The sequence below is a fragment of the Streptomyces sp. NPDC096311 genome (assembly GCF_044763085.1).
Taxonomy (GTDB): domain Bacteria; phylum Actinomycetota; class Actinomycetes; order Streptomycetales; family Streptomycetaceae; genus Streptomyces.
In genome coordinates this window covers 85,069-111,312 of sequence record NZ_JBIWFN010000018.1, presented here as the reverse complement: position 1 = coordinate 111,312, position 26,244 = coordinate 85,069, and the positions used below count along the sequence as shown (strand labels likewise).

At 68.7% G+C, this 26,244-nt stretch carries 24 protein-coding genes and 7 pseudogenes; 15 read left to right on the top strand and 16 right to left on the bottom strand.

Annotated features, from left to right (window positions below; translation table 11 throughout):
- Positions 1 to 60 precede the first annotated feature (60 nt).
- Positions 61 to 359 (top strand): annotated as a pseudogene (locus ACIRA5_RS37505) (transposase); the annotation flags it as partial.
- A gap of 141 nt (positions 360 to 500) precedes the next feature.
- Here ACIRA5_RS37505 and ACIRA5_RS37500 read toward each other — a convergent pair.
- From ACIRA5_RS37500 to ACIRA5_RS37485, 4 genes are all read right to left on the bottom strand, one after another.
- Positions 501 to 866, bottom strand: coding sequence for a nitrile hydratase accessory protein (locus tag ACIRA5_RS37500; RefSeq protein ID WP_403698655.1), 366 nt, complete (start codon positions 864 to 866; stop codon positions 501 to 503).
- Complete coding sequence (gene nthA, locus ACIRA5_RS37495; protein WP_403698653.1) at positions 863 to 1,462, bottom strand: nitrile hydratase subunit alpha; 600 nt, start codon at positions 1,460 to 1,462, stop codon at positions 863 to 865. Before nthA ends, ACIRA5_RS37500 begins: the two co-directional genes overlap by 4 nt.
- Complete coding sequence (nthB, locus tag ACIRA5_RS37490) at positions 1,459 to 2,124, bottom strand: nitrile hydratase subunit beta (protein WP_403698651.1); 666 nt, start codon at positions 2,122 to 2,124, stop codon at positions 1,459 to 1,461. The genes nthA and nthB overlap by 4 nt, the downstream gene beginning before the upstream one ends.
- Before the next feature lie 105 nt (positions 2,125 to 2,229).
- Positions 2,230 to 2,424 (bottom strand): hypothetical protein, encoded by a 195-nt coding sequence (locus ACIRA5_RS37485; RefSeq protein ID WP_403698871.1) that lies wholly within the window; start codon positions 2,422 to 2,424, stop codon positions 2,230 to 2,232.
- A 43-nt stretch (positions 2,425 to 2,467) separates the two neighbouring features.
- Here ACIRA5_RS37485 and ACIRA5_RS37480 point away from each other — a divergent pair.
- The 6 genes and pseudogenes from ACIRA5_RS37480 to ACIRA5_RS37455 all read left to right on the top strand — a co-directional run.
- Positions 2,468 to 2,563: pseudogene (locus tag ACIRA5_RS37480) on the top strand (hypothetical protein); the annotation flags it as partial.
- 167 nt (positions 2,564 to 2,730) lie between these two features.
- Positions 2,731 to 2,924: pseudogene (locus ACIRA5_RS37475) on the top strand (transposase); the annotation flags it as partial.
- 21 nt (positions 2,925 to 2,945) lie between these two features.
- Complete coding sequence (locus ACIRA5_RS37470) at positions 2,946 to 3,383, top strand: cytidine deaminase (protein WP_403698649.1); 438 nt, start codon at positions 2,946 to 2,948, stop codon at positions 3,381 to 3,383.
- A gap of 85 nt (positions 3,384 to 3,468) precedes the next feature.
- Positions 3,469 to 5,376 (top strand): hypothetical protein, encoded by a 1,908-nt coding sequence (locus ACIRA5_RS37465; RefSeq protein WP_403698648.1) that lies wholly within the window; start codon positions 3,469 to 3,471, stop codon positions 5,374 to 5,376.
- Between the two features lie 247 nt (positions 5,377 to 5,623).
- Complete coding sequence (locus tag ACIRA5_RS37460) at positions 5,624 to 5,842, top strand: hypothetical protein (RefSeq protein ID WP_403698646.1); 219 nt, start codon at positions 5,624 to 5,626, stop codon at positions 5,840 to 5,842.
- Positions 5,843 to 5,874: 32 nt separating this feature from the next.
- Positions 5,875 to 6,712, top strand: a pseudogene (locus tag ACIRA5_RS37455) (IS5 family transposase); the annotation flags it as partial.
- A 132-nt stretch (positions 6,713 to 6,844) separates the two neighbouring features.
- On the opposite strand, the gene ACIRA5_RS37450 reads toward ACIRA5_RS37455, so the two are convergent.
- Positions 6,845 to 7,117: a hypothetical protein gene (locus ACIRA5_RS37450; protein WP_352053710.1), complete on the bottom strand. Its 273-nt coding sequence runs from the start codon at positions 7,115 to 7,117 to the stop codon at positions 6,845 to 6,847.
- 821 nt (positions 7,118 to 7,938) lie between these two features.
- Here ACIRA5_RS37450 and ACIRA5_RS37445 point away from each other — a divergent pair.
- Both ACIRA5_RS37445 and ACIRA5_RS37440 read left to right on the top strand, forming a co-directional pair.
- A pseudogene (locus tag ACIRA5_RS37445) lies at positions 7,939 to 8,152 on the top strand (IS5/IS1182 family transposase); the annotation flags it as partial.
- Between the two features lie 609 nt (positions 8,153 to 8,761).
- Positions 8,762 to 10,333 (top strand): protease pro-enzyme activation domain-containing protein, encoded by a 1,572-nt coding sequence (locus tag ACIRA5_RS37440; protein ID WP_403698644.1) that lies wholly within the window; start codon positions 8,762 to 8,764, stop codon positions 10,331 to 10,333.
- 352 nt (positions 10,334 to 10,685) lie between these two features.
- On the opposite strand, the gene ACIRA5_RS37435 is transcribed toward ACIRA5_RS37440, so the two are convergent.
- Positions 10,686 to 10,964 (bottom strand): T6SS phospholipase effector Tle1-like catalytic domain-containing protein, encoded by a 279-nt coding sequence (locus ACIRA5_RS37435; protein ID WP_403698642.1) that lies wholly within the window; start codon positions 10,962 to 10,964, stop codon positions 10,686 to 10,688.
- Positions 10,965 to 10,972: 8 nt separating this feature from the next.
- A complete protein-coding gene (locus ACIRA5_RS37430) occupies positions 10,973 to 11,938 on the bottom strand; it encodes a DUF6424 family protein (protein ID WP_403698640.1) in 966 nt (321 codons plus the stop codon).
- Between the two features lie 948 nt (positions 11,939 to 12,886).
- Between ACIRA5_RS37430 and ACIRA5_RS37425 the strand changes: the two genes are divergently transcribed.
- Positions 12,887 to 13,231 (top strand): hypothetical protein, encoded by a 345-nt coding sequence (locus tag ACIRA5_RS37425; protein WP_403698638.1) that lies wholly within the window; start codon positions 12,887 to 12,889, stop codon positions 13,229 to 13,231.
- A 116-nt stretch (positions 13,232 to 13,347) separates the two neighbouring features.
- Here ACIRA5_RS37425 and ACIRA5_RS37420 read toward each other — a convergent pair whose 3' ends face one another.
- The 3 genes from ACIRA5_RS37420 to ACIRA5_RS37410 all read right to left on the bottom strand — a co-directional run bounded on the left by ACIRA5_RS37420 (position 13,348) and on the right by ACIRA5_RS37410 (position 15,443).
- Positions 13,348 to 13,869 carry an SMI1/KNR4 family protein gene (locus tag ACIRA5_RS37420; protein ID WP_403698636.1) on the bottom strand — a complete coding sequence of 174 codons (522 nt, stop codon included), beginning with the start codon at positions 13,867 to 13,869 and terminating at the stop codon, positions 13,348 to 13,350.
- 634 nt (positions 13,870 to 14,503) lie between these two features.
- A complete protein-coding gene (locus ACIRA5_RS37415; protein ID WP_403698635.1) occupies positions 14,504 to 14,719 on the bottom strand; it encodes a hypothetical protein in 216 nt (71 codons plus the stop codon).
- A gap of 556 nt (positions 14,720 to 15,275) precedes the next feature.
- Positions 15,276 to 15,443, bottom strand: coding sequence for an oxidoreductase subunit (locus ACIRA5_RS37410; RefSeq protein ID WP_403698634.1), 168 nt, complete (start codon positions 15,441 to 15,443; stop codon positions 15,276 to 15,278).
- 189 nt (positions 15,444 to 15,632) lie between these two features.
- On the opposite strand from ACIRA5_RS37410, the pseudogene ACIRA5_RS37405 reads away from it, so the two are divergent.
- Positions 15,633 to 15,831 (top strand): annotated as a pseudogene (locus ACIRA5_RS37405) (IS5/IS1182 family transposase); the annotation flags it as partial.
- Between the two features lie 57 nt (positions 15,832 to 15,888).
- On the opposite strand, the gene ACIRA5_RS37400 reads toward ACIRA5_RS37405, so the two are convergent.
- The gene (locus ACIRA5_RS37400) at positions 15,889 to 16,581 is read right to left on the bottom strand and encodes a DUF4232 domain-containing protein (RefSeq protein WP_403698633.1); all 693 of its coding nucleotides are present in this window, start codon (positions 16,579 to 16,581) and stop codon (positions 15,889 to 15,891) included.
- Positions 16,582 to 17,559: 978 nt separating this feature from the next.
- Positions 17,560 to 18,480, bottom strand: coding sequence for a LysR family transcriptional regulator (locus tag ACIRA5_RS37395; protein ID WP_403698857.1), 921 nt, complete (start codon positions 18,478 to 18,480; stop codon positions 17,560 to 17,562).
- Positions 18,481 to 18,598: 118 nt separating this feature from the next.
- Between ACIRA5_RS37395 and ACIRA5_RS37390 the strand changes: the two genes are divergently transcribed.
- The 4 genes and pseudogenes from ACIRA5_RS37390 to ACIRA5_RS37375 all read left to right on the top strand — a co-directional run.
- On the top strand, positions 18,599 to 19,720 hold the full coding sequence (locus ACIRA5_RS37390; RefSeq protein ID WP_403698632.1) for a diaminopropionate ammonia-lyase: 1,122 nt from the start codon (positions 18,599 to 18,601) through the stop codon (positions 19,718 to 19,720).
- Between the two features lie 134 nt (positions 19,721 to 19,854).
- Positions 19,855 to 20,481, top strand: coding sequence for a LysE family translocator (locus ACIRA5_RS37385; protein WP_403698631.1), 627 nt, complete (start codon positions 19,855 to 19,857; stop codon positions 20,479 to 20,481).
- A 69-nt stretch (positions 20,482 to 20,550) separates the two neighbouring features.
- On the top strand, positions 20,551 to 21,825 hold the full coding sequence (locus ACIRA5_RS37380; protein ID WP_403698629.1) for a M20 family metallo-hydrolase: 1,275 nt from the start codon (positions 20,551 to 20,553) through the stop codon (positions 21,823 to 21,825).
- A 204-nt stretch (positions 21,826 to 22,029) separates the two neighbouring features.
- Positions 22,030 to 22,320: pseudogene (locus tag ACIRA5_RS37375) on the top strand (RidA family protein); the annotation flags it as partial.
- Between the two features lie 379 nt (positions 22,321 to 22,699).
- Here ACIRA5_RS37375 and ACIRA5_RS37370 read toward each other — a convergent pair.
- From ACIRA5_RS37370 to ACIRA5_RS37355, 4 genes are all read right to left on the bottom strand, one after another.
- Positions 22,700 to 23,533, bottom strand: coding sequence for a PIG-L family deacetylase (locus ACIRA5_RS37370; protein WP_403698627.1), 834 nt, complete (start codon positions 23,531 to 23,533; stop codon positions 22,700 to 22,702).
- A 310-nt stretch (positions 23,534 to 23,843) separates the two neighbouring features.
- The gene (locus ACIRA5_RS37365) at positions 23,844 to 24,314 is read right to left on the bottom strand and encodes a hypothetical protein (protein WP_403698625.1); all 471 of its coding nucleotides are present in this window, start codon (positions 24,312 to 24,314) and stop codon (positions 23,844 to 23,846) included.
- 73 nt (positions 24,315 to 24,387) lie between these two features.
- Positions 24,388 to 25,080, bottom strand: coding sequence for a transposase (locus ACIRA5_RS37360; protein WP_403698624.1), 693 nt, complete (start codon positions 25,078 to 25,080; stop codon positions 24,388 to 24,390).
- Between the two features lie 143 nt (positions 25,081 to 25,223).
- Positions 25,224 to 25,955: a DUF4142 domain-containing protein gene (locus ACIRA5_RS37355; protein WP_403698622.1), complete on the bottom strand. Its 732-nt coding sequence runs from the start codon at positions 25,953 to 25,955 to the stop codon at positions 25,224 to 25,226.
- Between the last annotated feature and the right edge of the window lie 289 nt (positions 25,956 to 26,244).

The following is a 26,244-nucleotide window of genomic DNA, read 5'->3' as shown; positions in this document are numbered from 1 at the left end:
CAGGTAAAACAGCGTAGCGAGTCGTATCCGCGTGTCCGTGTCGAGGGCGGCGGTCGCGCAGTGGTCTCACAAGCTGGGGCTGTGCTTCTGGTGGAGACGGTCCGCAAGACGGGCCTGGACGCCGATATCGGCGGGGCCGGCGCCATGGCGCAAAATCCGGGCGGTGCACGATCGGGGCAAGATCCTGTGGGATGTCGCGCTCATGGTCGCCCTCGGCGGGCACTGTCCGGCTGATGTCGGGATGCTGCGGGCCGAGCCGGCTGTGTTCGGCGGTGGCCTCCGACTCGACGGTCTTCCGGCCGATCGACACCCTCGCCGCGGGCGGGAAGCGTGCCCTGGCCGCGATCCGCGCTGTCCAGCTGCTGGTCGGGCAGGTGGCCCGACAGTCGCAGCGCATCGGTGATCAGAGCGTCGACCAGCCCTTGCGTTCACTCGCCCGGGAGACTCCCCAGGAGGGCGCCGACAAGTCGGCAGGGGAGGGTGCCAGGCGAGCGTTGGGGTCAGTGCGGGTGGTCGTGGTGGTCGTCGTGGTCACGGTGGTCGTGGCCCGGGGGGCGTTGCGCCAGGGCTCGGGCGCGTGCGGTGACCTCGTCCGTGGACACGGCGCACAGGCTGGCGAGCACGTCCTCGAGAGCAGCCAGCCACAGCTGGTAGTAGTTGTACGGCTCGTGCTGCGCCGCCGTGTCCTCCCAGGCTTTGATCCGGGCGATCAGTGCGCCCTGGAATTCCGGCCAGGTGAACGTACCTGCCTCGTAGAGGCTGACGGCCATACCGAAAGCGCGGCTCTCCCACGGCTCGGCGAAGACCAGCTCGCCGTTGGAGCGAGGCGGTGCGGCGGGGCCCTCGATGTCCAGTGGCACGCTCATGATGCCTCCACCTTGGCTACGCCGACCATCGCGTCCCGAGTCACCAGCGGCACGAGTTCCTCCTCGGACAGGTGCTCGGTGCCGGCGGGACGCTCGGGCAGCACCAGCCAGCGCACCTCACTGGTGGAGTCGCGGACGGTGATTTGTACATCGTCGGCCAGCTCCAGTCCCATCTCGGACAGCACCGCACGCGGTTCCTTCACCACCCGAGCGCGATAGGCGGGATCCTTGTACCAGCTCGGCGGCAGGCCGAGCACCGGCCAGGGGTAGCACGAGCACAGCGTGCAGACCACCACGTTGTGCGTGGTCGCGGTGTTCTCCACAACGACGATGTGCTCGCCCTGGAACCCTCCGAAGCCCAGCTCCTTGATGGCGGCCGTGCCGTCCTCGAGCAGCCGGCGACGGTAGTCGGGGTCCGTCCAGGCCCTGGCGACGACCTTCGCGCCGTTGAGCGGACCCACGTGGGTCTCATAAGTGGCGATGAGCCCGTTCATCATCTTCGGGTCGATCAGGCCCCGCTCGGTGAGCAGTTGCTGGAGCGCCTCGGTACGCAGGGCCACGGAAAGATGCTCGGCCGATCCGCTGGTGGTCGTCATGAGGCGGTCTCCAGGTAGCTCTCGAACAGCTCGATGGTGAGCTCGAAGGGTTCGGCGTCGGCGCCCCACAGGTCGCGCGAGTCGAACCGAACCGAGTAGACGTACTGCGGGTTCTCGCCCAGGAAGTGCGCGTTGGTGTCCGGCAGCACGCCGGCGGGCTGAATGATGTCAACAACGCCACCATGCCCGCGCACATAGTGCGGCAGCCTGGTGTGCCCGGCGGGCGACATGTCCTTGGCGCGTACGCGCTCGCCGACGGCGAACACGGGTGCGGCGTCGATGGAGCGCAGGCTGCCCTCGGCGGTGGGCGCGTAGTCGGGCTTGGCCGGTTCCGGGATCGGGGGTTCCGCCACGTGCTCGCCGCGGAGGTTGCGCGCGCGGGCGTCGATCGCGCCCCGCGCCAGGATGGCACTGTCGATGAGCCTCAGCTCTCCGGCGTTGAGCCAGCGCCCGTAGTAACCGTCGTCGATGTAGTGCGCTCGGTCCAGGCGTTCCAGCGCGTGTCGGAAGGAGTCCAGGTTTCCCCCCGATACCCGGTTCGCGAGGATTGCGAGAGCGAATGCTCGACCCTCCCAGGACTCCTTGAAAACAGGTTCATCCTGTCTCGGCGGATACATGGAGCCCCATCCTGGGGTTCCTCCCATATCGGCAATACCATCCATGGCATAACCTCTCAAATATCCGCAATGAGGGACATATTTACTCGAATCTTATTCGACTGGCGCCCAGGGTGTCGCGGTGTAGGCCGCCCGAATTCAGGTCATGGCCTACGGGTGGGTGAAGTTTGCGGTGGAGCAGTCGGCGCGGTTCAGGACGGTCGGCTGTCCTGCTTTCGCTACGCCGTGGGAAACGGTCTCGACAGAGCCGGTGTTGGCGGCCGTGCCGAACTTGGCGCTGAAGATCTCCAGGCGGGCGAAGGTGGAGGCGCTGGCGGTCAGCCCGGACGGAACTTGGCTCGCCACCGCTGGCGGCCTGCATGAGAGTAACGGCGAAGGGATCGTGCGAATGCGGGACCGGACTTCCGGCACCTGCACGGCCACCCTCACCGGACACCGCGGCCGAATGGGGGCGCTCACGATCAGCCCGGACAGCGCCTGGCTCGCCACCACCGGCGGCAGCAAGTACGGCGACGGCGCGACGGAACGCTGCGGATCTGGAACACCACGACACGCAGCCTTGCGGCCCTCACACGAGCCGAATCGGCGCTCTACTCGTGCGCTTGGGGACCCACGCACGACCTCGCAGTGGGAGGCCCGTTGGGGCTGCGCTCCCCGACCAACTCCTCATGGCTCAACCGCATCGAGGCCAGGTTCACCGGCCTGCGTCACTTCACCCTCGACGGCACCGACCACCCCATCCACAGGCCCAGAGCAGCATGATCCGCCGCTACATCATCTGGCGGAACAAGCACACCACCGATATTCGCTTGCGCACCATCGCCACTCGCGCCAACGTCGCCTGACACCGCACGAAGGCAGAGAAGATGACTACACATCCCCACCCCGTCGACCACGAACTCATCGAGGCCGCGGCCCATGTCGCGCGCACTCGTTGCCAGGGCGACAACCACACCATGGCGGCCGCGGCCCGCGCCCGGGACGGCCGGATCATCACCGCGGTAAACGCCTACCACTTCACCGGAGGCCCGTGCGCCGAGTTGGTCCTCATCGGCACGGCGGCTGCCCAGGGCGCCTACGAGCTGGACACGATCGTCGCCGTGGGCGACCGCGACCGGGGGGTCGTTCCCCCATGTGGCCGGTGCCGCCAAGTCCTTCTCGACTATTTCCCAGCCCTGAAGGTCATCGTCGGCGCAGGCGACCATCTCCGAACCGTCTCTGTCACCGACCTGCTTCCCGAAAGCTACGTCTGGGCCGACCACCAACTCGACGCAGAGCAAACCCCGCCACTCAGCACGAGCTGACACCGCCGGGCAGCAACAGAGCCAACGTTGCCTGATACGGCACCAGACCCGGGCCCGGTCGGCTGACACCCTTAAGATCGCGGCCATGGACGAACGAGAGGTCGGCGTGCCCTGGCACGTACTCGAAGGCGTCCCGACCGGGCGGGAGGAGATACCCGGCCTGTTGCGCGGTTTGACGATCCCCGGGCGTCGTCGTGGCGCATGGCGGCGGCTGGAAAAGAGGCTGGGCTGGAGCACCGCTGACCCGGTCTTCGCCCACGTGGCAGCCCGCCTGTTCGCCCTGCTCCCGGAATTCGACCGCCGGCTACGCTGCGAGGTGCTCGAACTCCTGGCCCGGCGCGCCTGGACCTGCCGGCGTCCCGTCGGCGTGCACTTCATGTCCCACACGGTGTTCGCGTCCAGTGGGCACCACGTGGTGCCCTTCGTGGCCGACCGGGCGGCTGCGGTACGGACCCGCGCGGCCTGGGTCCTGCGCGAGCTTCCCGATGACGACCCCGCGGCCCTCGACGCCCTGAGGCGCCAGGCCGCCGTGGAAAGCGACCCGACGGCCCTCGTCTCCGAACTGCTCGCGGTGGGAAGGTATGCGGGATCCGGCACCGGCACCTGGGATCCGGCGGAGGTCGCGGCGTGGCTACGGCCGTGGCTGCACCACAGGAATGCCCACGTCCGGCTGGCGGCTGCGAAGGCGGTGCTGACGGCGGGCGTCCCCGCAGCGGTGACGGGGACCGGCCGCACCGTGGCCCGGACTGTGTCCGTGGCCGGGGAGGACCCGCCGGCGGACGCACCGTGGAAACCCGTCCGCCACGTCTCGGTGGCCCAGTTCGCGGACTTGATGGCCCCGTACCCGCAAGAGGCGGCGGCCCTGGTGCACGGACTGGCCCGCCACCATAGCGCGGACCTGCGGGCGAAGGCTCTGCTGGCGGCGGGCATCCAGCTTGGCCACTGGCGGAGTCCGGCGCCGGACCTGTGGGAGACGGTGGCCATGGGCCTGGAGGATGAGACGCGCGTGGCCTCCGCCGCCCTGGAAGTCCTCGCCCGGGGCGGCCGGGCCGTGGCCCCGTACGCGGACCGGGTCTTCCGCTTCGTCGAGCGCTCTGGAGTCGGCGCCCAGACGCAGGACAACGACACCGCAGTGACGGCGCTGATCGCCATGGAGGACGACCGGGCGCCGTTCCTGTACCGGCAGCGCCTCGGGAACTACCAGCTGAACGTCGACAGGCTTCCCGGGCGTTGGGCGACGGAGCTGCTCCCGCCCTTCCGCGCGCGGCTCGCCCGGGGCCCCGAGGCCGGCGGCGTCCCCGAGGTGCTGCACGTCCTCGCCCAGTGGGGTGCGGCCGCCGCCCCGGCCGTGCGCGAACTGGCGGCCCTGCTGGACACGCCGTCCGCTCGCCCGGCCGCCGAGGCGCTGGGCCAGATCGGCCCGGCCGCCGCGGCGGCGGCCGGTCTGCTCGCCCGCCTCGCCACGGGCGAAGCACGTCCGCAGCGCTTCGCCTTCGACTCCGATCGCCCGCCGAACCGCTGGCACGGCGAGCAGACCGCCGCCTGGGCCCACTGGCGGATCACCGGTGACCCGGAACTGGCTCTGCGGGTGTCCGGCGCGGCCGTACGGGCAGGGCTCGGTCGCCCGGTCCTGCGCTACCTGGCCGACCTGGGCCCCCTGGCCACGGCCTACGCCGACGCCGTCCGCCCGCTGCTCGACGGCCCCGGGGAGTGGAGCCGGATCGGGGCGGCTGAGGCCTGGTGGCGGATCACCGGTGACCCGGCCCCCGCCGTGGCGGCCCTGCTGCCGGAGCTGGCACCGCTGGCCGCCCACCGTGCACCCGGCCCGGTCCTGCGGACGGTGCGGGTACTCGGCTCGATCGGCACCCCTGCGGCCGCCGCTCTCCCCACCCTGCACGCGGTGACAGCCTCGCCCCGCCGCTACGGCGGAAGCATCCTCGTGGACGAGGAACTGTGCCGGATCGTCCGGACGGCACTGGCCCGCATCGGCTAGGTGTGGTGACCCGCAGCGCTGTTGACGCGACCGGTGGGTGGCTTGCCGCCGAGTGCAGTGTGGACGGTGGTGTAGGTGTGAGGGACGTCCGCTCGCGAGCCCTCGCCGACCCCCACCCGGCCACGAAACCTGAGAGTTGGCGCATGACACGCGATGACCTCTGCACGATGTTCACCGAGCAGACACCGGCATGTGGCGCCGCACGAGAGGCCCTGCTCTCCGGAGGTGCCTTCGATGTCAGGCCTCGATGTCAGGCCTCGCTGAGACGGTCGGCATCCCAGAAGCCACAGGAGACGAGCTTCTTCGCATCGGCTCGATCGGGACGGCAGAGCAGACACGGACGTTCACGCTCCTTCTCAACGCCGCCGCCAATACGGTGCTGGCCTGCACTGGCGTCGACCGCACCTCGTACGAAAGGGACTGCCGGAAGCCGAACGCTCAGCTGGCCAACCAGGGCGTGTTGTGAAAGTGGATCAAGGTCGTGGATGCTCACTGGTCGTGAGGTGTGGTGATCTGACGGACGGTCAGTTGGCCGAGTTGAAGCCGTTGCTGCCGCATGGCAAGAAGCCGGGCCGGCCACCGACGTGGTCGCGTAGGTGGCTGATCGATGGCATGAGGTGGCGGACCCTGGCGGGACGTGCCCGAGCGGTACGGGCCCTGGGACCGTGTCTACGACCTGTTCCGACGCCGGCAACGGGACGGTACCTGGAAGCGGATCTTCGTGCAGCTGCAAGCCGAGGCCGATGCGAAGGGTCTGATCACATGGGATGTGAGCGTGGACTCCACGGTCGCTCGGGCTCACCAACACGCTGCCGGCGCGCGTCAAAGGGGGCACTGCGGAAGGAGTCTCCCGGCGGCGTCTTCACCAAGCCCGACGACCACGGCCTCGGGCGGTCGCGCGGCGGGCTGACCGCCGAGCTGCACATGGGCGTGGAGCAGAGCCAAAGGCCTCTGTCGCTGCTGATCACTCCGGACAGCGGCATGACAGCCCGCGGTTCCAGCCGGCCCTGGAGGGCATCCGGTGCCCCGCATGGGCCCGGGCCGGCCACGGACCAAGCCGGACAGAGTCCGCGCGGACAAGGCGTACGGCTCCCGCGCGAACTGGACCTACCTGCGCAGACTCGGGACCGGATGCACGATCCCGAAGAAGGCCGACCAGGTCCGCAACCGCAAGGAATTCGGGACGCGCGGCGGTCGCCCGCCCAAGTTCGACAAGGACGACTACACGGAGCGCCACGCGGTGGAATGTGGCATCAACCGGCTCAAGCGCCACCGGGCCGTGGCCACGAGATACGAGAAACCTGCGGTTCGCCACGAAGCGATGGTGCTGGTCGCGGGTCGTGCATGCATGCCGGACCGGCAGGCGTTGTGCGGGACGCAGGCGACGTGCACGTCACGGACGACGGGCCGCGGGCCCGGACCGCTCCTCGCGATCCGAGCCCGCGGCCCGTGTGCCACCCTGGCGTCGTCAGACTGTGGGGAGTCCGCCGGCGTTCTGCACCTCGGACAGCGCCCTCTTGACGGTGACCTTCGCGAAGTAGCCGGCGCCGAAGAATATGCACTGGACGACGTACCAGAACTTCTCCGCACCGGTCATCTCGACCAGCCCGTACTCGCTCAGCGCCTTCTTCACCGGGACCTTCTGGAAGTAGGCGGCACCGAAGTAGATGCAACCCAGGACGTACCAGAACTTCTCCCAGGATGTGTTGGTGCCCTGACCGAGGTACTGCCGTTCTGCCATGACGTTCTCTGCCTTCCGATGACCGTGGGAATCCGGGGAAACACGCCGATCCGGACCCTTGCTGGCAGCAGTCGCGCGCAGGCGGGGACGCCTGAAGGCATGCTGCAGCACGAGTTGAGATGGTTTGGGTGATGTGCACTTGGCACGGTGCCAGTCATCATGACGGCCAGCCGCCCCCCGGATGTGCAAGCCGCAGCATAGGGCAAGAGACCTTGCTCGTCACCTTAGGTGTGCCAAAGTCAGGAGCGCAGCTCCGAGCTGGGCTGGGAAGCACAGCCAGGGTGCCTTGAACCAGGCGGCACCGGGATGGTGACATCGGCGGTCGTCAGTCTGTCCGCGTGATCCCCACTGGCGATCGTCAGCTCCCTCCGGCACCCGCCGCGGCGTTGGCGCTTGCGTTCGGCTACGACGACGGCATGCGGATCGACTTCGAGCCCTTCCCGGCCTCCATGTCCGCTGAGGAGCCACCAACTGGTTCCGGGCCTGGACCGGCAACGCGGAGCTGAGTTGACGATGCGGACAGGTAGGCCCGCCCTAGACACACCGTGTCATTCACAGCGCCCAACGTGTGGCTGCGCCGCCGCTCAGTGTCGGGATCGTGGGACCGGCCGGGGTCTCATCGTCGTCGCACGTTCAGACGCTGTTCGACTTGAGTAACTGTGGTGCCGTCCGTGTCATTGAGCCTTTTCAGCGAGGCCACTGATCGAGTGAGGGATCGGTGTCCGCTACGGACAAGGCTCCCGTGCCGTTGAGGGAGGTATTCGAAGTCCCAACTCACCAGCGCAGGAGCCTTGTTGGTTTCCTAACCTGCCGCACTCGACCTGCTTCACGCATGGTCGAGTGGGTGAAGATGCGCATCGTCACCCGGGAGCGTGTCCGTCGCTGCAAGCTTCCGCCGCACCAGCGCGCGCTGGTCGGGCTGGTGTACCTGCGCCGGCATGACACCCTCACGCCGATCGCGCGCCCGGCCTGCTGCGCGCTCTGCGCGAAGCCGATCCCGATCCCAACTACGCCCTGCTGGACGGCACCCTTGCCCACCGCCCTGAGGTCACGACGGCGCCTCCGGCACCACCCGCTGGAACAGTTCCCGGGCCAGATATGTCAAGGCTCCTCCTGCGTCCATCGTGCTCACCGATGGATGCTCACGAGCAGGTGCCGCTCGCGCCGATGCCGACTCCGCTGTCGCAGTGGGTTCCGCCTCGGTCAACGGTCAGGACGCCGCCGTGGTGGATGCCACCCATGCCATCAAGGCGCTCGCGGGCGGCAGCGAGGCTTCGCACAGATGCGGTTGCGGTCGGCGACAGTGCCACGGCAGAAGAGCCGTGGCCGCGCAGGCTCCGGCACGACCTGTCGTGATCACCTTCGAATCCGGTGCATGCCGCGGCCTGGAGGGGGCCGTACGAAGGAGGTCGTTTGCTCTGCGCCCCACAAGCGACGCAATACTGCTTTGCTGATCGCTCTGCCGGTGACGGTATTCAGCGTGGCGAAGGGCCCCTCTTCCAGACCGTCGTGTCCACGCGGAACGTGGCGGTTCGTTCTCTGCGGTGGTCGGCGCCCGGCCGGTCGGTGCTGAGTACGGGGACGGGCTGGAGGCGACGCCGCTCGAAGTGCGGACTCACGGTGATAAGGTCGATACTCTGTGCCATGACTGAACGATTTGTCGCTATTCCTGGCAGCGAACGCTCGGCCGCGCCCAAGACACGCCACATAGGTCCCGTCGACGGCTCGACGCCCATCGAGGCCACGGTCATGCTGCGCCGCCGAGCGGAGGTTCCGCGCGACCTGATCGTGGGGACCGAAACGATCTCGCAAGCCGAGCTCGCACAGCAGTACGGTGCCACCCCGGCCGACGCCGACCTGGTGCGCGATGTGCTGGGCGGCCACGGCCTTCGAGTGACCGATGTCGACCTGGGATCCCGGCGCCTCAAGGTGACCGGCACTGCGGACGCGATGGCCGCGGCGTTCGGGACCCGGTTGTCCGAGGTGTCCAGCCCGGATCCGACCGGTGGTGCGCCTATCCAGCACCGCCATCGTGAGGGCCCGCTGCATGTGCCCGACGAGCTGGCCGGCGTGGTCGTGGCAGTGCTCGGATTGGACAACCGGCCGCAGGCCCGTCCCCATGTGCGGCGCGCACGGGCCAGGGGCCGCCAGACCTCCTACAAACCGAATCAGCTTGCCAAGGTGTATCGGTTCCCTCCCGGCACCGACGGCAGCGGCCAGACGCTAGCGATCATTGAACTGGGCGGTGGCGCCGACCCGGCCGAACTGGAGACGTATTTCACGTCCCTCGGCATGCCGGCCCCTCGGGTGACCATGGTGAACGTCGGAATTGGCCGCAATGTGCCGGGCGCCGACCCCGACGGCGCCGACGGGGAGGTACTGCTGGACATTCAGGTCGCGGGCGCGACGGCACCGGGCGCCCACCAGCAGGTGTACTTCGCGCACAACGACGACCAGGGCTTTGTCGACGCGGTGAGTGCCGCTGTCCACGCCACCCCGACACCGGCCGCGCTGAGCATCAGCTGGGGCGCGCCGGAGATTTTCTGGACCGACCAGGCCCGCGCCGTGTTCGACGATGCGCTCGCTGATGCCGCGGCGCTCGGTGTGACGGTGTGCGTCGCGGCCGGTGACGACGGCAGTGAGGACAAGGTGGGCGACGGCCTGCCGCACACCGACTTCCCGGCGTCCAGCCCGCATGCGCTGGCCTGCGGAGGCACCCGCCTGGACGCCGACCCTGACACCGGGGCCGTGCGCAGCGAAAGGGTGTGGGGTGGCGACGGAGGCGGCGCCACCGGCGGCGGGGTGAGCGAGGCATTCCCTCTCCCTGCCTGGCAGACGACTGCCGGTGTCCCGCACAACGGAGGTGCTCCGGGCCGCGGTGTACCGGATGTATCAGGCGTCGCCGATCCGGCCACCGGCTACGAAGTGCTGGTGGACGGCCGACGTCTGGTCATCGGCGGTACCAGCGCCGTCGCCCCCCTGTGGGCGGCCCTGACCTGCCGTCTGGTTGAGGCGCTTGGCCGGCCACTCGGCATGCTCCAGCCCCTGCTGTACGCCAACGCCACGCCAGGACACACCGCACGCGGATTCCGTGACATCACTGTGGGCACGAACGGTGAATTCCGTGCTGCCCCCGGGTGGGATGCCTGTACGGGTCTTGGTGTCCCCGACGGTACGGAACTACTCGCCTCTCTGCGGGAGGCGGTGCCTGGCTGAGGTTCCCGGAGCCGGGCCCGCCGGGTGCCTGAGAGGTGCCGGGCGGGCCTTCGGTTTGCCGCGAGGTGGTGCGCTTGATCCAAGTCGGCACATCGCCAGCGGGAAAGTACCTCGTCTACCAGCTCGAACGGCACGACCTGAGTCAACTCACCTGTGAACGATCCTCGCCCGCTGTCGATCTCTTGGACCTCTGCAGGTGAGGGGGCTGGTCGAGCCATGGCCGAGCCTGCGTGACCTGGCCGGGGAGGTTCAGTTGTTCGGCCGGGGCGCATGAGGCCGGGTCTATTCAGCATCCCGATTGAGGGCGCCCGGTGTAGGCGCCACAGCTGAAGCCGAAGACGTACACCCGGTCTCAGGGCTGCCAGTGCTTCATCAAGTAGGTGCAGGCCTCGGCGAGGTTGGCCTTCGGCCCGGTGCCGAATGCGAGACCGGTCAGGCGGGAGAGCCATCGGCCGACAGGTCCGTGGGCGGTGGCCGCCGACATGGTGCCCACGCCAGGGTCGCAGTAGAGGAGCTGCCGGTCGAGGGCGTCCGCTTCCAGCATCTCGAACGGCCTGACCACGTTGGTCGGGTGGCCGGCGCCGACCTGGTTGCTCGTTTCGTCGAGGCAGATGACGATCCGGCGTGGCATGCCCGCCGCTAACCGGTGCGGCTGGTGGTGCGCCGGGTCGCTCCGCCCCGCCGCGGCGTCGTGGCGGTGACCAGGGAGCCGGCCGCGGTGCGCCGCCCCGGTTCGATCTGTTGCCTGAACGCCTGTAGGGCGACGGTACTGTTGGCGGGGAAGACCGCCATCTTCCCGAGGCTCTGGGCCGTGGCGAGGGTGTCGCCCGCCGTGGTCCCCTCGGGCGCGTGCACCAGGCGTACGTGTCCGTCGCCCGATCCGCGTCGGTCCACCGGGGCCACGGCGCCGTGGGTGCCGTCGGGCAGGTTCACCCACAGCTGGAAGTCTTCGTACCGGACGAAGTCAGCGCCCTTGACAGGCCACGGGTAGTGGTGTTCACCGGGCACTTTGGGCAGGATGCCCTGGTGGTTGCCGTGGCTCATCGGCACGCACGCGTTGAACAGCGAATCGGTCCACCGCTCGACGCCGTCGGCGTCGGTGATCGGCGTGCGCAGCAGTTCCTCGGCGCCTTTGTAACCCAGTTTCCCCAGGGCGGGCAGGGTGTCCGGGAAGGCGTCGATGAGCTCGGCGGCCTCCTGCCGCAGCCGGTCCACCTTCGCCGGGTCGGAACAGAACTGCATGCTCCACTCGATGCCCACCCGCGCGCGGTACATCCGCCAGCCGCTGGCCCCCTTGACCCACAGACTGCCGCCGTGGTGCATCTCCCAGTGCTCAGCGCCAGGAGGCCGGGGCCCGTAGGGAAGGTCATTGTCGTCGCTCATCTCGGCGAGGATCTTGTGCGCCGCCTTCTTCGCGGCCTGGAAGTACGTCGACTCGAAACGCGGGGGGTGGTCGACCAGCTGTATTTTCCAGGGGTGGTTCTCCGATTCCGTGCCGCCGGGCGTGAGGGCCGCCGGGGTTTTGGGCCTGGCGGCGGACGTCCGGGACTTCGCGCCGGTTGCCGTACGGGACTTGGTTGCTGAAGGGGAAGCGGTGTGCGTCATGGTCGGCCTCCTCGCGCCGTGACGCGGACTCGCGCCGGACCCGCGACGCCCGTGCCTATGTCTCCATCGTGCGCCCGGAGCTGGGGGCAGGCCAGCCGACGGACGGCTCTTGCGTCTGCGGAAGTTGCGCCATGTGTCCGCCACTTGGCGTGCCGCGGCCATGTCCCCGGCGGTCGCCGACGACTGCGGTGGACAGGCCGGACCGAGAGGGCAGACGATGGGAGTGGCGCAGTCCGGGGTTACGGCGGGCTGCGACGGAGGAGGTGGTCCTCTTGGCCTTCGGCATCTCGTTCACGCGTACGTAGGTGCAGGACGCGTACGACGCCGGTGCTCGTCGTACGGCCGGCGAAGCGCCGGATGGAGATGTGGTCAGTGCGCCCCGTTTCTCCACTCTGACACGGGAGGGAGGCGGCTGGCGGACCAGCGGCTGTTGACATTGCTGAAGCAGGTCACCACAGCCCTCTGAGGGTGAGTGCCGCCACCGCGGAGACCAGGCAGATGGTGAGCGGCGAGAGCATACCGACGGCCTCGACCTGGGCCTGGAGCTTGCCTCCGGGCCCTTCGGCTCACCGTTTCTGAACGGCTTCCTCGGCCAGCACCGCGGCCCTGATGAGCGTGATGACCGAGGTGACGGCGACGACCAGTGCGGCGGTTGCGAGGGCGGGGGGGGAGAGGAGGGACTTGTGCGGGGGAGGAGGTGGAGGGGGGCTTGGGGAGCGTCTCCTCCTCCGGCCGTACTACCGCCTCCACGCGGATCATGGCATTTGAGGTGACCCCCTTCAGTACGATGTCTCCGCTTAGATGGCCCTTGGTGGACGGGTCCACGGTGACGTCCAGACCCTCCAGCGATTCCTCGACCCGCAGCCAGCCGAGCGTGGACTGGGCCACGCGACAGCGAGCCAGGGATGGGCCGGTCAGGATCACGGACTTGCGCTGCGGTGTCGAACCTTGGGGTACCAGGCCGAAGTCCAGGCGGGCCGGGGAGGGCTGGAGGCGGACCTCGCGCAAGGCGCTACATGCCTCGTCGGCGATCTGCAGGACGTCGTTGCGCGCGACCTCCTCCAGAGCCTGCTGACCTTGGAAGTGGTCAAGCGCACTGACGACATGGGGGGATTCGTGGTGCTGCCGAGGGGGTGGGTAGCAGAGCGCACGTTCGCGTGGTTGATGAACTCCCGCTGTCTGGCCAGGGACGACGAGAGGCTGCCCAAGAGCAGTGAGGTGATGATCCGGTGGCCGTTGGTCACACAGATGAGTCGACGTCTGGCTCGGCCACGGGCCGCCGACCGGCACTGAACGCCCCCGATGCCATCAGCGCACAAACAGGCGAGTTCGGGCAGGATCATGCACATGGGGCTGTCACGTTGGCTGACAGGGCCGACATCCAGTGAGGCATACCACCGCGTTCATTTTCAGGGCAGAAATTCGTAAACCGGACCGTCAAGCGCGAAGTTGCGAGAACACAACGTCACGTCCCTGCCCTTGAGATAAGCCAGCAACCACTCGCTGAACGTCATCTCGTAGAGAGTCCAGGCCGGGCTGTCGAACTCCTGGACCACGACGCGCCAGGACGACGAAGGGGTGTCGGGAATGCAAAGGAAAACTGCCTCGCCCGTCGTGGCCGACGCCACCGGCATCAGTTCCCCGGGGTTCGCCCCCACCGGACTCGGCAGGAACTCCGCCATGTCTTCCTCGCGCCAGAGCTCGAGATCCCCCCTGATGTCTTCTCCCAGACTGTGCAGGAGATGGCCGGCGGGGTGCTTCAGGTACAACTGCCTGTTGATCTCGATCGAACCGTAGGCGTCCACGATTTCACGGAAGTCTGCCGGAAATTCGATACCGAGGTCTTGCTCCAGTTCGATCCATGGAGCCGGATCCGACCAGTTGAACCGGGGTTCGCCCAACAGGGCTGTGATCTCTGAAAGTGTTGCCACCACTAGGTCCATCTGACGCGTCGAGCGGATGCCTGTCTTGGAGTTGACCGTAGTACAGGAGAAAGCCCCCTCACCCCCCCCCGGGGTCCGTACGTGGCCACCCCCGCCGCAACGTTGGCAGGAACGGGCGATGCGGGTATCCGCATACGAGCACGATCGAACCAGCCTCGCCACGAGTCACTGACGGGTCAGGGAGACGGGTTCCAGCCGGGCAGGGGCAGCGACGGCATGCCGGTGCCCACGTTGCACACACGCAGTCAGTCGTCAGGGCTGCTGTTGACCGCGTCGCATGACCAGCACTCCCACTCGCCCGGCGCTCGGAGTCCGCCCAGGCCTCGGATGCCTGGCTGCCTTCGTACGTGGCCTATCGCTGCACGTACGTCACCGACTGGAGCGCGGACAACATACGGACAAGACGAGGTACCGCCTCGCCATCGACCCGGCAGAGGATGCGGCACTGTTCGAGAGTCTCAGGCGTTGCCCTGACGTCCTGACCCGGCAGAAGATCTGACAGCACCGGATGGGCGTCGGTGCGGTGTGGGTACAACAATGCCCGGGCTTGGCGGGGGAGACCGGCCGGGCCGTTCCTCGCCAGGGGAGCGGGCGCGCTGCTCCGTTGCGCGCCAGCGAGGTATCACTGCCGCTGGGTGGCCCACGCCGTGGCGGCAGCGAGCACTACGTACGCCCACTCGTCGGGGTCATCGGCCCGGGCGATCGAGTCCCAGAGCCGTAGTTGGGCGTGGCTGAAGGCGTCAATGGCTGGCTCGGGTGCGGCTTGCCAGGCGGGGTGGTGCTGGGCCGGCTCCTTGGCGTCCTCAGCGTTGTGGCCGGAGGTGATCAGCCAGATCACAGGGCGGGGTCGATCCAGGCGGCGCCGCGGGAGGCCCATGCCCATTCGACGAGCTGGGCCCGGCCGTCCACGATGAGCATGTTGTCGGGCTTCCAGTCGGTGTAGAGGAGATGGGGCCCGCGAACTTCTGCACGTCTTTCGGCTCGTTGACGTATGCGCTCATCCGCTCGGGCATGGTCTTCGTCTCGATGCCCGAGGGGACCGAGGGGACCGAGAGGGAGTTCAGACTCTGTATGGCGCGCAGGACCAGTTCCAGTTCCAGGGGGCCTGGCGAGTAGTCGGCGTGGCGGCCGCCCAGGTCCTCGAAACCGAAGAGGTCCTGGTGAACAGGGCGGTCAGGTGAGGTTGTTCGGTGGAGGCTGGGGCCGCAGGCGAGCCCCGGCCCCAGCCTCCCGGGCCTCCAACGGACCGAGGACCGATGGCGATGGCACCAGCGACCTCCACGAGTAGGACGAGCGGACGAACCAGGCTCATCTCTCCCGCCGCTGAACGGAGTTCATGCCCGCCCACCCCGAACCAAGGGATCACGTTCGGAAATCGGATGGCGTCTACGCCTTCACTGCCGGATGCCGTAGTGCTCGGGTTCGGGGGTGCGTGTCAGCAGGAGGCTGGTGGCCTCCTGGATGGTGGTTCTTCCGGCGATGACTGCTGTGACGACTTCGGTGATGGGCATCTCGACGTTGTTTCGGTGCGCGAGGTCGAGGATGGCGCGGCAGGATTTCACGCCTTCGGCGGTCTGGCTGGTTGCGGTGGTGGCCCGGTTGCCGCCGCCAGGATGGCACGGGGGAAGGGACAACGCCCTCGTTCACAGGCATTCATTGATCGCGGCGATGTGGTGGACGGTGGCATCGAAGTGGACGGTGAGCTTGTCGAACCGGGTGGCCACCGCCCTGTTGGGCTTGCGACAGTTGATGCCGACCAGATCGCCAACCGACAACGCCGAGGATCAGCAGGCGGGCCGCTGCCTGCCTTCAACAGAGCAGTACAAGGCCCGCAACGTGGGCGAACGCTGGTTCAGCAGGCTCAAGCAGTTCCGGGCCGTGGTCACCCGCTTCGACAAGTTGGCCGCCCGCTACGTCGCGGGCTTCCGACTCGCATCGCTCATCCTCTGACTCCGTGAACCGTGATCGATCTATTAGACACGGCCTAGGAGGCCCTGGACGTGCGGGTCAGCCGCCCTGACCGGCGCTTCCGACCGGGCCGACCTTCACCGGGGAGCCGGAGCCGTCCGTGACGGGCAGCGTGGCGGCGCCCGGCCAGTTGAGGGTGACCGACTTCGTCTCGTCCGGCGGGGTCACCACCAGCCCGGTGACGCGGACGCCGGAGCCACCCGACTTGTTGAACGGGTAGTTGATGGGGAAGGCCGTCGACTTCCCGTTCTTGAGTATGGCCGAGCCGGCCCGCTGGCCGGTGCGCTTCGCGGACAGCGATCCCGCGCTGGTCTTCAGGTCGACGCCCGCGTACCCGGAGATCGTGCAGTCCCGGCCGCTGTGGTTCGTCAGCTCGATCACGACGGTGCCGTCGGGGTCGCCGTCGATGGTGTTGTCCTTCGCCGTGATCTCCAACTCGTCGGTGCGGCACTTGCCGACCTTGGCGTTCGCGTTGGAGCCGGTCCCGGCAGCCGTACCCGTTCCGCCGGAGCTCGTTGCGGAGCTCGTTCCGGCGGAGTCCTTCGCGCCGCCCTGGTCCGAACTGCCCGAGTTCGAACCGCCGCCCGAGGACGACGCGGTGGCCCCGGACGACCCGGTGGACGCGGACGACGGGTCGCTCTGTCCCGTGCCGGCATCGTCGCTCTGGCAGGCCGTGAGCGAGAGACCGGCGGCGACGGCCAGGGCGGCGAAGGTGATCTTGTGAACGCGCATCGTTTCTTCCTCAGAATCGGTTGGCAGTGTCGGCCGCTCGATACGGGGCGGTACGAGCGAGCGTTTCCGACCAACAGGACCGACTCGGCCCGGTGGACCGTTCCGTACAGTCACCTCATAAGACATTTCTGTTACACGTACAGCCAGGCACCACGCGTGCCATCACCGGGCAGACCGTGCCGGGACGCGCCGCCGGCCAGCCGGGACGGCGGGTCCCGCCACCGTCGCGCACCTGTTCGCAGCCGCCGCCCGTTGGGACAGACCCGTAACCCGCCGGGCCACAACCGATCGCCTGTCCTCCTCATCCCGCTCCGCTCGCTCACGGGAGCAGCCGCCCGGCCGCACCGCCCGGTCCGCGAGGCTGGGTTTCCAGCACATCGAAGGCACGCATCGCCTCGTCTGCCACGATTTCCGCGGTCTCGGGGCTGGCCCCGACCGCGCCCTGTGTCGGGGTCCGGCCGGACCCGCCGACCAGCCGGTCATGGCCGACTGCCAGCCCCTGGCCTGCCGTAACAGGGCCCTCATGCCCACCAACCGCCAGGCCCTGGCCAGCCACGTCGCCCAGCTGGAGGAAAACCTGGCCGACGGCGACCGCCTGGCCCCTACGTTCGCCACCGCCTTCAGGAACAGCACCGCGAGGCGACAGCGTTCCTCGCCCGCCGTACCTCGGAGCCCGTCGCGTGAAACGTGCCCCACCCGACACCGACACCGTCAAGGCCATGATGGACATCGTCCTTGAGGGAGCTTCCGCCTCCGATGAACGGAAGGAGGCAAACGTGCGCGGCGCCGCCAAGAGAACACTGACCTGCGTCGGACCCTCGCCCTCTACGGGGAGGTCATCCGTCAGCTCACCGTAGAGGGCGACGCCCTGCGTGAGGCAACCACCGTGCTTCCCCTACCCACCCGTCCCCGGGCCTCCCCCGCAACACGCTGACTCGGGTCGTTGCGACGACCTCCCCGACGGTGCGCTGTGCTGTCCTACGCCCGGGTAGCGCGGAGGGCGACCGCGCGGAGGAGGGCGGCGCGGCACGCCAGGACGGCGGGATGCCGGCTGCGGCCGCGGCGTACGACGGTGGAGACGCGACGTGCGCGCTGGCCGCGGGGGAGTTGCCGTAGGGCGACGGCGGGGGGCTGTCCGAGCCAGACGAGGTCGGGAAGGAAGGCGGCTGCGTGATTCTGCTCGACGAGGCGGAGGTGAAGCAGGAGGTCGGTGGTCTCGAACCGTACGTCGGGTTCGAAGCCGGCGTTGCGGCACAGAGCCATGGCCCAGTGCCGTGCGGTTGTGCCTTCGGGTTCCATCACCCATGGGTGGTCGGCCAGCGAGCGCAGCGCCGTGATCGGGCTCTCCTCGCCCGATTCGTCGGCCACTTCGGGCATGGCGAGGTGGAGTGCATCGTCGAGCAGGTGTTCCTGTTCGAGTTCGGCGGGTCGCGGGTTGGGGTTGCCGGGGTATTCCTCGGCGAGGACGAGGTCGAAGTCGCGCGCTTGCAGTGCGGGCAGGGCCTTTTCCGGTTCCATGTGTGTGACGTGGACGCGCAGGTGCGGGTGCGCGTCGCGCAGGAGGCCGAGCGCGGTCGGAAGCAGGGCCAGGGCGGCTGTCTGGAACGAGGCTATGCGCAGGGTGCCGGTCAGATCGGTCAGAGAGGCGGCGATGTCCGCCTCCGCCCGCTCCAAGCGTTCGAGGACCGCTTCGGTGTGGGCGACGAGGATCTCAGCCTGCTCGGTGAGCCGCACCCGCCGTCCGACGGGTTCCAGCAACGGGACGCCGACTTCGGCTTCCAACTGCGACAGCTGCTGGGAGACGGAGGAGGGGGCGTAGGACAGGGCGGCGGCGACGGCTGCGAGGGTGCCGCGGTGCTTGAGTTCGCGCAGGAGGCGCAGTCGGTGCAGGTCGAACATCGAGGGACCGCTCTCTTCTCGCCCTGCGAAGCCCATGACTAAATAGTCGGTTTCTTCGATGGGTATAGGTCGAAAACTTTCGCTGGACCGATCGTAGAGGGGGCCGCACCCTGTTCGTGTGTCTGAGAATGCTTCCTCCCTCCATGTCCTGCCGTGGTGTGTGCGGCCCGGTGCCCGTACCTGGCGGTGTGATCCCGCACCCGCCGAGGTGCGGGCCTTTCACGCTGCGCTGCCCGACTACTCACCCACGCGATTGACCGAGCTCCCGTCACTTGCAGCGGAGTTGGGTGTGGGCCGGGTCTTCGTCAAGGACGAGTCGTGCCGTCTGGGGCTGCCCGCGTTCAAGGCTCTGGGCCCTTCCTGGGCGGTCCACCGCACCCTCGTCGAGCGGGCCGCGAACGGCGTGGAACAGGGGCAGGTCACCCTGGTCACCGCCACCGACGGCAACCACGGCCGCGCGTTGGCCCGCATGGCACGCCGCCTCGGGCAGAACGCTCACGTCTTCGTTCCCCAGGGCGTGCATCCGCAGGCCGTGGCGGCCATCGTCGCGGAACAGGCGAAGGTCACTGAGGTCCCAGGGCCGTACGACGAGGCCGTGCGCCGGGCGGCCGAGGAGGCTGCCGTCCCGGACGCGGTCCTGGTCCAGGACACCGCCTGGCCGGGCTATGAGCAGATCCCTGGATGGATCGTCGAGGGTTACTCCACCCTCTGCGCAGAGATCGACGAGCAGCTGGCGGCCGAAGGGGTGGCCGAGGGGCCCGACCTCGTCTCCGTACCGGTGGGCGTGGGGTCGTTGGCCCAGGCCGTAGTCACTCACTACCGCAGCCGCCCGTCCGAGCGTGCTGCGGCGCTGTTGTCGGTGGAGCCGGAGGCCGCGGCCTGCGTCCTGGAAAGCCTCACCCGCGGCGAACCCGTCAGCGTCGACACAGGCGACACCATCATGGCCGGCCTGAACTGCGGCACCCCGTCCAGCATCGCGTGGCCCTATCTGCGAGCCGGGCTGGACGCCGCTGTTGCTGTCGCCGACTCCGACAGCGCCCGCGCGGCGGGGGACCTCGCCGTTCTCGGTGTCTCCTCGGGGCCTTGCGGGGCGGCGGCGCTCGCCGGTGTGCGCGTGGCGCTCACTGGCGTGGGCGCCGAGGAACGCCGTACGGCATTGGGGCTCGGGCCGTCCTCGGTGGTCGTGCTGCTGAGCACCGAAGGCCCCGCTGCCAACCCCCACTGCACCACCGGTCACTGAACACGCGACACCTGAAAGACCCCTGCGTTGAACCACCCTCTCTTCATCACCCTGCCGCCGACCGCTGCGACCGCTGCGACCGCTGCGACCGCTTCGACTGGTCCGATCAGTTCGAGCAGGCGGAGGTCGGCAGCATGCTGACCCACTTCGTCGCCGCGATCGGTGTCCTCGGCCTGCTGACCATCGTGCCCGGCCCGGACATGGCGGTGGTGACCCGGCGAGCCCTCGTGGCCGGTTCGCGGGACGCGCTGCGGACCGTGGGCGGGATCGCGACCGGGCTACTGGTCTGGGGCGCGTTGACCGTGGTCGGACTCGCCGCCGTCCTCGCCGCCGTGCCCACGGCCTACCTGGCGGTCAGGCTCCTCGGCGCCGGCTACCTGGTGTTCCTGGGTGCGCAGGCACTGTGGCAGAACCGCCACGCCGAACCCGCCGCCCGCGCGGATACCAGTCCTGCCGCCGTAGGCAGCCCGTGGCGGACCGGCCTGGTCAGCAACGTCCTCAACCCGAAGATCGCCGTCTTCTACACCGGGCTGCTTCCCACACTGGCCCCGCCCCAACTGCCCGCCACCTGGGCCATGACGCTCCTCGTCTTCCTCCCCACCACCCTCACCCTCGCCTGGCTGGGCAGCTATGTGTTCCTCCTGTCCAAGGCCGGTCCGGTCCTGCGAAAGCCGTGGATACGCCGTGTGCTCGGGCGGACCACGGGCGTCATGCTGATCGGCTTCGGCTTCGGCTTCGCGGTCGCGACCGTCTCCGGCTGACCCGACAAGCCCCCCAACCCTGCCATCGCCGTCCGCCCCCGAATCCGACGACTGCTGGGAGAACAGATCATGACGAGCCCCACGCCCGAAAAGATCACCGTCAACGGCGACCGCCTGTGGCAGTCGCTGATGGACCTCGCCGAGATCGGCGCGTACGACGACGAGCGCACCGGCCTGCGCGGCGTCAACCGTCTGGCACTGACCGACGCCGACGCGGCCGGGCGCCGCCAGGTCATCACGTGGATGGAACAGGCGTGCCTGACCGTCCGCATCGACCGGATGGGCAACATCTACGGCCGCCGCGAGGGCACCGACCCCCATGCGACCCCGGTCCTGACCGGTTCGCACATCGACAGCGTCGCCACCGCCGGCGCCTTCGACGGCTGCCTCGGCGTGCTCGGCGGCATCGAAGTCATCCGCACCCTCGACGAGCGCGGCATCACCACCCGCCGCCCCATCGAGGTCGGCGTCTTCACCGAGGAGGAAGGCGTCCGCTTCGGCACCGACATGCTCGGCAGCGCCGTGGCCGCCGGACGCCTCACCCTGGACTACGCCCACGCCCTGACCGACCGCGACGGCCTCACCCTCGGCGACGAACTCGCTCGCACCGGCTCAAACGGCCCCACCGACGTACGCCTCACCCCGCCCCATGCCTACGTCGAGTGCCACATCGAACAGGGCCCCGTCCTGGCTGAGCACAACGTCGAGATCGGCGTCGTCACCGGCGTGCAGGGCATCTCCTGGCAGGAGATCACCATCCACGGCCGCGCCGCCCACGCCGGCACCACTCCCACCCACCTGCGTGCCGACGCCGGCCTCGCTGCCGCGCAGATCATCGTCCACCTGCGGGCCATGGTCGACTCCGGTGAGTACGAGGGCCTGCGCGCCACCGTCGGCCACCTGATCGTCCACCCGGACCTGACCAACATCGTCCCCGCCCGCGCCGAGCTGACCGTCGACTTGCGCAACCCCGACGATGCCCAGATGGCCCGCGCCGAGCGCGCCCTCGCCGCGTTGCTTGAAGACCTGGAGGGCAGCCAGCCGGGCCTGTCGCTGACCACCCGGCGGATGGCCAAAACCGCGTACGTCCCCTTCGACACGGGCGTGCAGAAAGTCATCGCACAGGCCGCCGACGACCACGCCCTGGACCACATCTCCCTGCTCTCCGTCGCCGGACACGACGCCCAGGAGATCGCCGCGCTCTGCCCCACCGCCATGATCTTCGTACGCGGCGAGTACGACGGCATCAGCCACAACCCGCGCGAGTACTCCACCCCCCAGGCATGCACCCACGGTGTCGACGTCCTGGCAACCACCTGCCTGCGCCTGGCAAACCAGGACTGACCGCCCACGCCCACGGCCCACAACGGACACCACACACGTACAGACGCCCGAGACGGAACCCGCGGCCGAGCCGGAGGAGAGCCACCAGGCGCTCCCCGGCTCGGCCTGCCCGCATACACGGGAGACAGAACGAATCGTTCGGAGTCTCCGATGGCTATTGCCAGAAATCCTCGCTGGACCGATGGAAGTCGGCTGAGGCACACCGAGGTCACCGCTGAGCAGGCCAAGGAACTCGCCCGGGCCTGTGTCTTGAACGCTCTGGCCGCCGTGCAGCAGATCGCCGGTGACCTCGATCGCATCGCCCGGGTCGTCAAGGCCGTCGGCTACGTCGCCTCCGCGCCGGACTTCACCGGCCGGCCCGGCGTCATCAACGGCGCCAGCGAACTGCTCGGCGAAGTCCTCGGGGGCAGGGACATCCACGCCCGCAGCGTGGTCGGTGTAGCGGTCCTGCCGCTCAACGCTCCCGTCGAGGTCGAGATTCAGTTCGAGCTGTCCGACGGAGACGACAGGCCGCCGGCGCGCAGCCTGATCGCCGAGCAGGCTGCACGAGGGTGCCGAGGGGAAACCTCGGCACCCTCAGCCCATGTCCCGTGTGGATAACTGACAGCCAGGCTTGTGACCTGGGCTGTCGCGCACGTTCCGAGTCGGCGGACGGCAGGTCTCCCACCTGTGCGGTTGCCTGGTGGGAGAGGGGACGAGCGCGCCGGTGCCGGGTCGGCGTGCGGGCACGCGCCGACGCCGCCGACCAGTGCCTGCCGGCCTGGTCGCGGGCTGGTGGAGCGAAACGCGCGTGGACAGGCTTCCGGGTGTGTGGGCGCGCTCGATCAGGCCGTGCGGCCGATGAGCTTTCCCGGGCCCCGGTCGGACAGACGGATCAGCGCAGTCCGGCGAAGAGATCGTTCTCGGGCAGGGCCGCGCCGGTGGCGTCCTGGACACGTACGAAGGTCTCCATGCCCATCAACTCGGCGAACCTCTCCTTGCCCATTTTGAGGAAGAAGATGTTCTCGCCCTGACTGGCGTGCGCGGCCAGCGCGTCGAACTTCTGACCGCTGAACGCGGTGGTGTCCACCCACGTGGTGATCTCATCGTCGGGGAGGCCGATCTCGCCCATCGCGGCGGCCTCGGCAGGATCCGGTTCCGGCATGTCCGGATGGAACTCGCGCATGATCTCGCCGAACCGCTGCATCCCCGAGCGGGGCATCGTCGTCCAGTACACCTTCGGTGTCAGCGCGGTCATCTTCAGTGCAGCCATCGTGATGCGGTGGGCCTGGATGTGGTCGGGGTGGCCGTAGAAGCCGTTCTCGTCGTAGGTGACGACCACATCGGGCCGGTAGTGCCGCATCAGTTCCGCGAGTCGGGCGGCGCCTTCCTCCACGGGGGTCTGCCAGAAAGATCCGGGGGCGTCGTTGCTCGGCCAGCCCGTCATCCCGGAGTCGGCATAGTCCAGCATCTCCAGATCGCTGACCTTCAGGACGTCACAGCTCGCTTCGAGTTCTTGACGGCGCATCAAGGCAACGGCCGCCGGATCGTGCCCGGGATCGCCCGGCTTGACACCTCCCGGTCCATCACCGCAACCACCGTCGGTACACGTCACGAGAACCGTACGGATGCCCTCCGCCGCGTACCGCGCGAGGACCCCTCCGGTTCCGGTGGCCTCGTCGTCGGGGTGGGCGTGCACTGCCATGAGCGTCAAGGGCCGGTTAGTCACGAAACAGTCCTCCTGCAGAAATACGTCTCGGTCCGAGTGCGCGGCGGGCGTACCGCGATCCCGAGGGCCCGGATCCTGTCGGGCGACGACCTTGTGGTCTCCGTGTTCCCCGACCGTGCGGCGCCGGTCCCTCGGTCGATGCAACAGTGCCGACCGGACCGGCTGTTCCCGGCGTGCAAGGAACATCTCGACACCTCGGGTCGCAGGGCGGTCGGGGGGCGCCGGAATCAGAAAGTGATCTCCTGGCCGATGACGGGATGCCTGACGTGGCGGCGGGTGAGCGCGGAGTACCAGTCGCCGAGCCGGGCTATCACGTATTTCCGGCGGAGCAGGGCGTGTTGCCGTCGCGTACGCACTTGCCCTTGATCACCCACGCCTGGTCGGAGGTCTGCCGGGCGAATGCGGCCGAGGTGAACCGCCAGATCTCCTTGGCGTTGTTGTCCGGGGTGGCGAACGGCGGCATCTTGAGGCCCGCGTCTGCGAGACGTATCTCCAGCGTCTCCTGCCCGCGCTCGCGCGCGAACTTCTCGGCGAGCGGTTTGACGCCGTCCTTCTCGCTCTCGCAGGAGCCTTCCCGTCCGGTCCAGAACAGGTTGCTGACCGGGGCGCTCTTCAGCGCGGCCCGCACCTGGTCCTGCGTGGGGATGTCGGCGGCGCTCGCGTGCGGGGCCAGGGCGATCTGTCCGAGGCTGAGCAGGGTGCCGACCACCAGGAGCGTCAGCCATCGGCGCCAGCCGTGCCATGGGCGAGTGTCGCGTCGCCCGGGACGCGCTGTCGGCACCCCGTGCACCCCGCTCCCGGCTCACTGGGCCCGCATGGACGCGGAGCGGGCGTGTCTGGGGTCACTGGTCTCTTCAAGGGGGCCCCTGGGGGGTGGCCGTGAGGCGACGGAGAACCGGTGGTGCACCATGGTTTGTGATGTTCCTGTCAAGGATGGGTACCCGCGATGACAGAGAGGTTCTGACGGTGTGACATGGCGACCAACTGCCTCCGCTCCAGGCCCAGTTGATGTGTCGAGGCACATCGACGAACAGGCGGCGGACGGGACTGGCCCAGCAGCATCTGCACCTCGTCCCACGACCCGCCCGCGTCCGCGACATTGCTGCCGAACGCGCGCCGGGCCATGTGCGGAGGCACCTTCCGTGACAGCTGCGCCCGCCGGCCCAGCCGCTCGAACAGCTCACCCCTCGCGTCCCGCGGGATCGGCGCCCCAGCTGCTCACGGGACAGGTTCACCAGCAGGAAGTCGCTGCCGCCCACACCGAGGATCGCGTATGGCTCATCCAGGTACTGGTCGAAACCCTGTGGTGAGCCCGCACCGTTCTCGAGTCCACCGACACGTCCCAGTCGACGCCGCCCGCAGCGTCCTCGGCAGCCTGGACGCAAGACGGGAGCATCGCCCTCAGCTGACCAGCGGCGATGACGTTCATAGACCGTCTCCCGCGGCCCGAACAGCTTCGGCAGCTCCCGCCACTGCACACCCGTCCGTACCCGGTACAGCACCCCGTTGATCACCCGGCGGTGATCACTCCACCGCTCCACGCGCATCTCTACGAGGCAAGAAGGACATCAGTCGATCCCACTCCGCGTTCGCCAGGTCCCCACGCCCCATACAGCCGGCCTTACCCCACACCCCACCCACGTCGGGAGCTCCGAGAAACGCGCCCATCTGCCGTTGGCGGACTGGCCATTCACAGCCGGGCCAGGTCCACCGGGGTGGACGTGGCGTTCGGCGGCGGAGGGAGGACGATCGGGGGCTGGCCAGCGGGCGGGACCGGCGGGGTCATGTCCGACTTGGGCAGCTTCGGCGGGGTGGTCTGCTTGAACAGCGTGGTGTCGAAGTCGACCAGGCCGGTCTGCTCCATCACCGCGATGTGATCCAGGACGGTGTCATTGGCCTGGTCGGCCAGGGCGCGCACCAGCGTGTTCTTCGTCGTCGAGCGGATCTTTGCCACGGTGTTGAAGATCGAACCGTGCGTCTGGCGAAGAATGTTGGCGAAGTCGATGTCGAACTGCTTGCCGCTGTCCGCCTTGAGGGTGGTGACGAACCCTTCCTGCTGCGGACTGGCCACGTTGGGCAGCGTCACGTTCAGCATCGGCGCGATCTTGCGGCAGGTCTCGTCCAGCGCCGCGTGCCCGTCGACCAGGTGCTGACTGGCGGTGAGGACCCCCTTGCTCTGCCCCTTCTGGAGCCCGATCTGTCCCACCGGGTGCTCCCACAAACCGGCAGCGCGCACCGCCACCACGAAGGCCCGGTCACCCTCGGTCAACGGCCCCCACTGGGTGTTGGCGATGATCCGGTCGTTCGAAGTCGACACGGTGTCGACTCCGAGCATCGACGGGTAGACCAGCGCGCCAAGTGTCAGGGCCAGCGCGCCCCCTACGAAGATACCGCCCACCATGTTCAGCGAACGCTGCACCATTCCTCCTGCTGTCAAGAAATCCGTCGATCCGTCATCGCCTGGCTGGGGCGGACGAAGAGAATTACGTGCGCGGCGCCCTTCAGGTTCAACTTCTCGTTCAACGTCCACCCGGCCACTCGATCTCGTGCGTGAGCCTCGGGCAGTTGGTCAACCCCCGCTTCGCTGTGCCCACCATCCCTCGTCGGACGGAGCACAGGGGTCGGGCCGGCTTCGTGAGAGGTGCAGATCATCGAGTGGTTCGACTGCGCGTCGTAGTTCACGGGCCGGTCGCGGCGGAAGCGCGTGAAGA

Bases quoted from the DNA above. Each gene is read 5' to 3' on its own strand.
- ACIRA5_RS37470 (WP_403698649.1), top strand. From the start codon at position 2,946: ATGACTACACATCCCCACCCCGTCGACCACGAACTCATCGAGGCCGCG.
- nthA (WP_403698653.1), bottom strand. From the start codon at position 1,462: ATGACGACCACCAGCGGATCGGCCGAGCATCTTTCCGTGGCCCTGCGT.
- ACIRA5_RS37385 (WP_403698631.1), top strand. From the start codon at position 19,855: ATGCTGACCCACTTCGTCGCCGCGATCGGTGTCCTCGGCCTGCTGACC.
- ACIRA5_RS37355 (WP_403698622.1), bottom strand. From the start codon at position 25,955: ATGGTGCAGCGTTCGCTGAACATGGTGGGCGGTATCTTCGTAGGGGGC.
- ACIRA5_RS37500 (WP_403698655.1), bottom strand. From the start codon at position 866: ATGAGCGTGCCACTGGACATCGAGGGCCCCGCCGCACCGCCTCGCTCC.
- ACIRA5_RS37400 (WP_403698633.1), bottom strand. From the start codon at position 16,581: ATGCGCGTTCACAAGATCACCTTCGCCGCCCTGGCCGTCGCCGCCGGT.
- ACIRA5_RS37380 (WP_403698629.1), top strand. From the start codon at position 20,551: ATGACGAGCCCCACGCCCGAAAAGATCACCGTCAACGGCGACCGCCTG.
- ACIRA5_RS37360 (WP_403698624.1), bottom strand. From the start codon at position 25,080: ATGCGCGTGGAGCGGTGGAGTGATCACCGCCGGGTGATCAACGGGGTG.
- ACIRA5_RS37395 (WP_403698857.1), bottom strand. From the start codon at position 18,480: ATGTTCGACCTGCACCGACTGCGCCTCCTGCGCGAACTCAAGCACCGC.
- ACIRA5_RS37450 (WP_352053710.1), bottom strand. From the start codon at position 7,117: ATGGCAGAACGGCAGTACCTCGGTCAGGGCACCAACACATCCTGGGAG.
- ACIRA5_RS37465 (WP_403698648.1), top strand. From the start codon at position 3,469: ATGGACGAACGAGAGGTCGGCGTGCCCTGGCACGTACTCGAAGGCGTC.
- ACIRA5_RS37440 (WP_403698644.1), top strand. From the start codon at position 8,762: ATGACTGAACGATTTGTCGCTATTCCTGGCAGCGAACGCTCGGCCGCG.
- nthB (WP_403698651.1), bottom strand. From the start codon at position 2,124: ATGGATGGTATTGCCGATATGGGAGGAACCCCAGGATGGGGCTCCATG.
- ACIRA5_RS37435 (WP_403698642.1), bottom strand. From the start codon at position 10,964: ATGCCACGCCGGATCGTCATCTGCCTCGACGAAACGAGCAACCAGGTC.
- ACIRA5_RS37430 (WP_403698640.1), bottom strand. From the start codon at position 11,938: ATGACGCACACCGCTTCCCCTTCAGCAACCAAGTCCCGTACGGCAACC.
- ACIRA5_RS37460 (WP_403698646.1), top strand. From the start codon at position 5,624: ATGTCAGGCCTCGCTGAGACGGTCGGCATCCCAGAAGCCACAGGAGAC.